At 60.3% G+C, this 6,904-nt stretch carries 4 protein-coding genes; 2 read left to right on the top strand and 2 right to left on the bottom strand.

Going from position 1 to position 6,904, the window contains the following annotated elements; all coding sequences use genetic code 11:
• The first annotated feature begins 63 nt into the window (after nt 1-63).
• Entirely contained in the window at nt 64-1,986 is a 1,923-nt protein-coding gene (locus tag JQF37_RS06540) for an acetyl-CoA hydrolase/transferase family protein (RefSeq protein WP_204149573.1), read from the top strand.
• A 128-nt stretch (nt 1,987-2,114) separates the two neighbouring features.
• On the opposite strand, the gene JQF37_RS06545 is transcribed toward JQF37_RS06540, so the two are convergent.
• The gene (locus tag JQF37_RS06545) at nt 2,115-2,687 is read right to left on the bottom strand and encodes a xanthine phosphoribosyltransferase (RefSeq protein ID WP_130211024.1); all 573 of its coding nucleotides are present in this window, start codon (nt 2,685-2,687) and stop codon (nt 2,115-2,117) included.
• A gap of 70 nt (nt 2,688-2,757) precedes the next feature.
• The gene (gene rep, locus JQF37_RS06550) at nt 2,758-4,767 is read right to left on the bottom strand and encodes a DNA helicase Rep (RefSeq protein WP_130211023.1); all 2,010 of its coding nucleotides are present in this window, start codon (nt 4,765-4,767) and stop codon (nt 2,758-2,760) included.
• Nucleotides 4,768-5,038: 271 nt separating this feature from the next.
• On the opposite strand from rep, the gene JQF37_RS06555 reads away from it, so the two are divergent.
• Nucleotides 5,039-6,712 (top strand): bifunctional diguanylate cyclase/phosphodiesterase, encoded by a 1,674-nt coding sequence (locus JQF37_RS06555; RefSeq protein ID WP_130211022.1) that lies wholly within the window; start codon nt 5,039-5,041, stop codon nt 6,710-6,712.
• Nucleotides 6,713-6,904 lie beyond the last annotated feature (192 nt).

Genomic DNA, 6,904 nt, shown 5'->3' on the forward strand with positions numbered 1-6,904 from the left:
CATTGCAACCAAGACCCGGCAAGCTCAGTCCAACCCCGCATCATGGAATGTCAGGAGGTTTGGATGGTTCAGCTGTGTTCTATCGAGCAAGCGGTTGATGACGTGTTGGCACGGTTGCCGACGCATATCCACATGGGCCTGCCTTTGGGCCTGGGCAAGCCCAATCACTTCGTTAATGCGTTGTACCAACGTGTCGCGCAATTGCCGCAGCGGCGGCTGACGATCTACACCGCGCTGTGCCTGGGGCGCCCCGCGTTGGGTGACGGGTTGCAAAAGCGTTTCCTCGAACCCTTCACCGAACGGGTTTTCGGCGATTACCCGGAACTGGATTTCCTTGCCGACCTGCGTCGCGACAGCTTGCCGCGCAACATCCATATCCAGCAGTTTTTCATGCAGCCCGGCAGTCTGCTGCACAGTGAATCGGCCCAACAGGATTACATCAGCAGCAACTACAGCCATGCCGCGCGGGATATCAACGCCGCCGGGTTGAACCTGGTTGCGCAGTTGGTGGCCAGTCAGGCCGAGCATCCAGACCGCTTGAGCCTGAGCTGCAACCCGGACATCACCCTCGACCTGTTGCCAATGATCGCCAGGCGCCGGGCCGCCGGGGAGACGATCCTGATGCTCGGCCAGGTGCACAACGATTTGCCCTACATGCCCGGCGATGCCGAAGTCGCCATCGATACGTTTGACCTGCTGATCGACGAGAAGGACAACACCACGCTGTTCTCCACGCCGAACATGCCGGTGGGGTTCCAGGATCACTTCATCGGTTTGCATGCCAGCACGCTGGTGCGCGATGGCGGCACCTTGCAGATCGGTATCGGCGCCATGGGCGATGCGCTGACCGCTGCGTTGCTGGCACGGCAGGCCGATAACGGCGGCTACAAGACCTTGCTGGCGGACCTGAATCTGAGCCAGTGGGCACAATTGATCGATCGCGAAGGCGGTACCGAGCCCTTCGCCAAAGGCCTTTACGGTTGCAGCGAAATGTTCGTCAACGGTCTGCTGGTGCTGGCGGACGCCGGGATCGTACGGCGCAAGGTCTACCCGGACGTGCCGACTCAGCAACAGGCGAACGCCGGCACCCTGGACGAAGCGGCACAGACTGACGGCATATCGGTGCATGGCGGCTTCTTCCTCGGGCCGCGCAGTTTCTATGAGCGCTTGCGCGAATGGCCGCAAGGCAAGCGGCTCGAATTCAACATGACCCGTATCAGCTACATCAACGAACTCTACGGCCAGGAAGAGTTGAAGCGCTTGCAGCGCCTCGATGCACGGTTCATCAACACCGCATTCACCATGACCTTGCTCGGTGCGGGCGTGGCGGATCAACTGGAGGACGGGCGCGTGCTCAGTGGGGTGGGCGGGCAGTACAACTTCGTTGCCCAGGGCCATGCGCTGCAGGGCGCGCGTTCGATACTGCTGCTGCGCAGCTGGCGCGAGTCGGGTGGCGAGGTCAGTTCCAATATGGTTTGGGAGTATGGCCACTGCACGATACCGCGGCATTTGCGCGACATCGTGGTCACCGAGTACGGCATCGCCGATCTGCGGGGCAAGACCGATGCGGCAGTTATAGAAGCGTTGTTGAATATCAGCGACTCACGTTTCCAGCCAGGGCTGATCGAGCAGGCGCAGAAGGTCGGCAAATTACCGAAGGATTTCCGTCTCGATCCGCGTTTCACCGACAACAGCCCGCAACGTTTGCAGGCGATTCAGGCGCGGCACCCGCACTTGTTTCCGGAGTACCCGTTGGGCTGCGATTTCACGGAAGTGGAGCGGGACGTGTTGCGGGCACTGAACTGGCTCAAGAGCAAATTCAAGCTGAGCGAGATTCTGGAGTTGGGCAAGGCTGCGCTGGATGCGCCGGAGCCTGCGGCGTTTCCCGATCATCTGGAACGCATGCAACTGACCAACCCTGAAGGATTGAAAGAGGATTTGTATCAGCGATTGTTGCTCGCGGGCCTTAAGGCCACCGCGCCATAACGCCCACCGCAAAACCAACTGTGGGAGCCAGCCTGCTGGCGATTGCTATCTGTCAGTCATGAAGGTTTCGACTCACATGACGCCATCGCCAACAGGCTGGCTCCCACAGGTATTGCAGTGTTCGGGCGTTATTCGATGAAGGTCACGACGCCGCCGGCCAGCGACTGCACGCGAGCCAGGGACTCGACGCGGTAACCCTGCGCATCCAGCTCTGCACGACCGCCCTGGAACGACTTCTCGATCACGATACCCAAGCCTGCGACGGTGGCGCCGGCCTGCTTGATGATCGAAATCAGCGCCTGGGACGCCTTACCGTTGGCCAGGAAGTCATCGATGATCAGTACGCGGTCGCTGCTGGTCAGGTGGCGCGGGGAGATCGCCACGGTGCTCTCGGTCTGCTTGGTGAACGAGTACACCGTCGCCGACAGCAGGTTTTCAGTCAGGGTCAGGGACTGGTGTTTGCGGGCGAAAATCACCGGTACGCCAAGGTTCAGACCCGTCATGATCGCCGGGGCGATGCCCGAGGCTTCGATGGTGACGATCTTGGTGATGCCCGAGTCCTTGAACAGCGTGGCGAATTCGTCGCCGATCAGCTTCATCAGGGCCGGGTCGATCTGGTGGTTCAGAAAGGCGTCGACCTTCAGGACCTGGTCGGAAAGCACGATGCCTTGTTCGCGAATTTTCTGGTGCAGTGCTTCCATGAAGCGTTCCTCTACTGGCGCGAAATGCGCCTAGCTTGTCAAAAAGTGTTCGTTTAAAAAGTGGTCAATTCTAGCGCTTTAACATCGCGCGTATATCCGCCAATGCGCTATTGCCGCGAACGGCTTTGACTTCGGTCGGGGTGTCGTCGTTGCCTTCCCAGGCCAGGTCGTCCGGCGGCAGTTCATCGAGGAAGCGACTCGGTGCGCAGTCGATGATCTCGCCGTATTGCTTGCGCTTGGCGGCAAAAGTGAAGGCCAGGGTCTGACGCGCGCGGGTGATCCCGACGTAGGCCAGTCGGCGTTCTTCTTCGATGGTGTCGGCTTCGATGCTGGAGCGGTGGGGGAGGATTTCCTCTTCCATGCCCATGATGAACACGTAGGGGAATTCCAGGCCCTTGGAGGCGTGCAGGGTCATCATCTGCACACCTTCGGCACCGTCTTCCTCTTCCTGCTGACGCTCGAGCATGTCGCGCAGCACCAGTTTGCCGATGGCGTCTTCGACGGTCATTTCGCCGTCTTCGTCTTTTTCCAGGGTGTTCTTCAGCGCCTCGATCAGGAACCAGACGTTACCCATGCGGTAGTCGGCGGCCTTGTCGCTGGAGCTGTTGGTACGCAGCCAGTTCTCGTAGTCGATGTCCATGACCATGCTGCGCAGGGCCGAGATCGGGTCTTCACCGGCGCATTGCTCGCGCACCTTGTCCATGAAGCGCTTGAAGCGCGACAGGCGATCGGTGAAGCGCGTATCCAGGTGCTCGCCCAGGCCGATTTCGTCGGTGGCGGCGTACATCGAGATTTTTCGCTCGGTGGCGTAGTTGCCCAGCTTCTCCAGGGTGGTCGAGCCGATTTCCCGGCGCGGGACGTTGATCACTCGCAGGAAGGCGTTGTCGTCGTCCGGGTTCACGATCAGGCGGAAGTAGGCCATCAGGTCTTTCACTTCCTGGCGTCCGAAAAAGCTGTTGCCGCCGGACAGGCGATACGGCACCTGGTGGTGCTGCAATTTCAGCTCAATCAGCTTGGCCTGGTAGTTACCGCGATACAGGATGGCGAAATCGCTGTAAGGGCGATCGGTGCGCAAGTGCAGGCTGAGGATTTCCACGGCCACGCGCTCGGCTTCGGCGTCTTCGTTGCGGCAGCGGATCACGCGGATCTCGTCGCCGTGGCCCATTTCACTCCACAGCTGCTTTTCGAATTCGTGGGGGTTGTTCGAAATCAGCACGTTGGCGCAGCGCAGGATGCGGCTGGTGGAGCGATAGTTCTGCTCCAGCATCACCACTTTCAACGACGGGTAATCGTCCTTGAGCAGCATCAGGTTTTCCGGGCGCGCGCCGCGCCAGGCGTAGATCGACTGGTCGTCGTCGCCGACCACGGTGAACTGGTTACGCTTGCCGATGAGCATTTTCACCAGCAGGTACTGGCTGGCGTTGGTGTCCTGGTATTCGTCCACCAGCAGGTAACGCACCTTGTTCTGCCACTTCTCCAGGATGTCGGCGTGTTCTTCGAACAGCTTCACCGGCAGCAGGATCAAGTCGTCGAAGTCCACCGCGTTGAACGCCTTGAGCGTGCGCTGGTAGTGGGTGTAGACGATGGCTGCCGTCTGTTCCTTGGGGTTGCGTGCGTTTTCCAGGGCCTGGGGCGGCAGGATCAGGTCGTTCTTCCAGGCGCCGATCATGTTCTTGATCTCGTCGACGCCGTCGTCGCCCGAGTATTCCTTCTGCATGATGTCGGTCATCAGGGCCTTGACGTCGGCCTCGTCGAAAATCGAGAAGCCTGGCTTATAGCCCAGCCGCACGTGTTCCTTGCGGATGATGTTCAGGCCCAGGTTGTGGAAGGTACAGACCGTCAAACCGCGGCCTTCACCGGCGCGCAGCAGCGTGCCGACCCGTTCCTTCATCTCGCGCGCCGCCTTGTTGGTGAAGGTCATGGCGACGATGTACTGGGCGCGGATGCCACAGTTCTGGATCAAGTGTGCGATCTTGCGCGTGATCACGCTGGTCTTGCCGGAGCCAGCGCCGGCGAGCACCAAAAGAGGGCCGCCGACGTAGCTCACGGCTTCTTGCTGCCGGGGATTGAGTCGGGACATACGTAAATTCAGGAGTCAGTACGAAATGGGCCGGCATTTTAACAGGCTCAGCGATTTGTGCTGCTCTGTCCGACTTGTGACGTACAACGCGATCTCTATTTGCCGGTTTTGTTACTTTCACGCAGGATGCGCGACCAAATTGCGTCTACTGTTCGTAATTCCGGATACAAAGGCTTCGTTTTGATAACTGATGTCATTGGCCATTGGTCATTGGTTATCGGCACGGCATAATGCCCACCGCCTACATATTTGCAGAGTCTAGGGAGCTAGCTTGTCTACGCCTGTCGAACCCTTGCGTTTGCTGCTACTGGCCGAAGAGCCAGCGTGGGCAGCGTTGTTGCGCGAGTGTCTGGCTCCGATGGGGAGCTCGGCCGTGCTCATCAGCGCGCCGAGTTGGGAGTCGGTCAGCAGTCTGTTCGATGACAACCGCAGTGCGGTGTTGTTGACCGTCCCGGCTCTTCAGCCGGCGCCTGGCCGTTGCTGTCTGCCGGCGGTGTTGCTGCTTGAGCATGAGCCGCTGACTCCACCCGACGGTGTGAGTGACTGGCTGGTACGCGACCATCTCGACCCGAGCATGCTGCGCCGGTGCCTGCGGCATGTGCGTGAGCGTGGCGTGCTGGAAACCACCCTGCAACGACTCGCCGAGCAAGACCCGCTCACCGGCATTGCCAATCGCCAGGGCTTCCAGACCTTGCTGACGGCGCGATTGGCCGAAAACGAAGGGCGAGGCCTGGCGCTGGGTCACCTGGACCTCGATAACTTCCGCCATGCCAACGACGCCCTCGGCCATCAGGCCGGTGACCGGTTGATCCTGCAAGTGGTCGCGCGGCTCAAAAGCCAGCTTGAGGCCGGCGATCAACTGGCACGGCTGGGCAGCGATGAATTCGCGTTGCTGATCGACACCCGCCGCGCCCCTCAACGCGCGGAGTGGATGGCCGAGCGCATCACCGAAGCGCTGGCCGAGCCGTATTGGGTCGACGGTGAGAGCCTGTTGATCGGTTCCAGCCTGGGCATTGCCCACGCCCGGGCCCAGGCCGGTGCCGATCCGTTGATGTGGCATGCGCACATCGCCATGCAACAGGCCAAGAGCACTCAGGGCTGTACCTTCCATATCTTCAACGAACGCATCAACCGCAATGCCCGCAGCATCGCCGACCTCGAAAGCGAACTGCGCCGGGCATTGCGCCGCGATGAGCTGGAACTGCATTACCAGCCACGCCTGAACCTTGAGGACGGGCAAATCGTCGGCCTCGAGGCGTTGGTGCGCTGGCGCCACGGCGAGCGTGGCTTGCTGCCACCGAGCGAATTCGTGCCGCTGGCCGAGCAAAGCGGTCTGATCGTGCCGCTGGGGTACTGGGTCATTTCCCGGGCCTTGCGCGACATGCAGGCATTGCTCGAGCTCGGGATACCGCCATTGCACATGGCGATCAACCTGTCATTCCGACAGTTTCAAGACAGTCAGCTGCTCTCGACCCTGAGCCGGCTGATTGCCGAACGTGGCGTCGAGGCGCAATGGCTGGAGTTCGAATTGACCGAAACTGCGGTCATGCGCCGCAGCGATCTGGTGAAGCAGACCATGGATGCCCTCGGGCGTCTTGGGGTGCGCTTCTCCCTCGACGACTTCGGCACCGGGTTTTCATCGTTCGTACACCTCAATAGCCTGCCGATCACCCTGCTGAAGATCGACAAGAGTTTTGTCGGCGGCATGGAGCAACGGGAAGAGAATCGCAAACTGGTCCACGCGATGATCAACCTGGCGCACAACCTCAACCTCGAAGTCGTCGCCGAAGGGGTGGAGACGCCGGAGCAACTGGACCTGTTGCGCGGGTTTGAGTGCGATCAGGTACAGGGTTATCTGATCAGCAAGCCGTTGGCCTTGGTGGATCTGGTGGAGTACCTGACGTTTGACTCCAGCCAGAAGGCGATGCTGGAAGTGGTGAGCTGACCGCGAATAATAGGCTGCCACGGAGCCCTGTAGGAGCGAGCTTGCTCGCGATGATCGACAACGATAACGCTGGCTGGCAGGTGCCCCGCGGCGTTCTCAGGTTTATCGCGAGCAAGCTCGCTCCTATGTATGGACTCGCCCCCACTTTCAACCCGCTTTTGAACACTGCTACCCGGTTGCATCTATGTATAA

This window comes from Pseudomonas sp. MIL9 (assembly GCF_016887925.1).
Classification (GTDB): domain Bacteria; phylum Pseudomonadota; class Gammaproteobacteria; order Pseudomonadales; family Pseudomonadaceae; genus Aquipseudomonas; species Aquipseudomonas mohnii.

Coding starts and splice junctions, on each gene's coding strand:
- JQF37_RS06545 (WP_130211024.1), bottom strand. CDS start 2,687: ATGGAAGCACTGCACCAGAAAATTCGCGAACAAGGCATCGTGCTTTCC.
- rep (WP_130211023.1), bottom strand. CDS start 4,767: ATGTCCCGACTCAATCCCCGGCAGCAAGAAGCCGTGAGCTACGTCGGC.
- JQF37_RS06540 (WP_204149573.1), top strand. CDS start 64: ATGGTTCAGCTGTGTTCTATCGAGCAAGCGGTTGATGACGTGTTGGCA.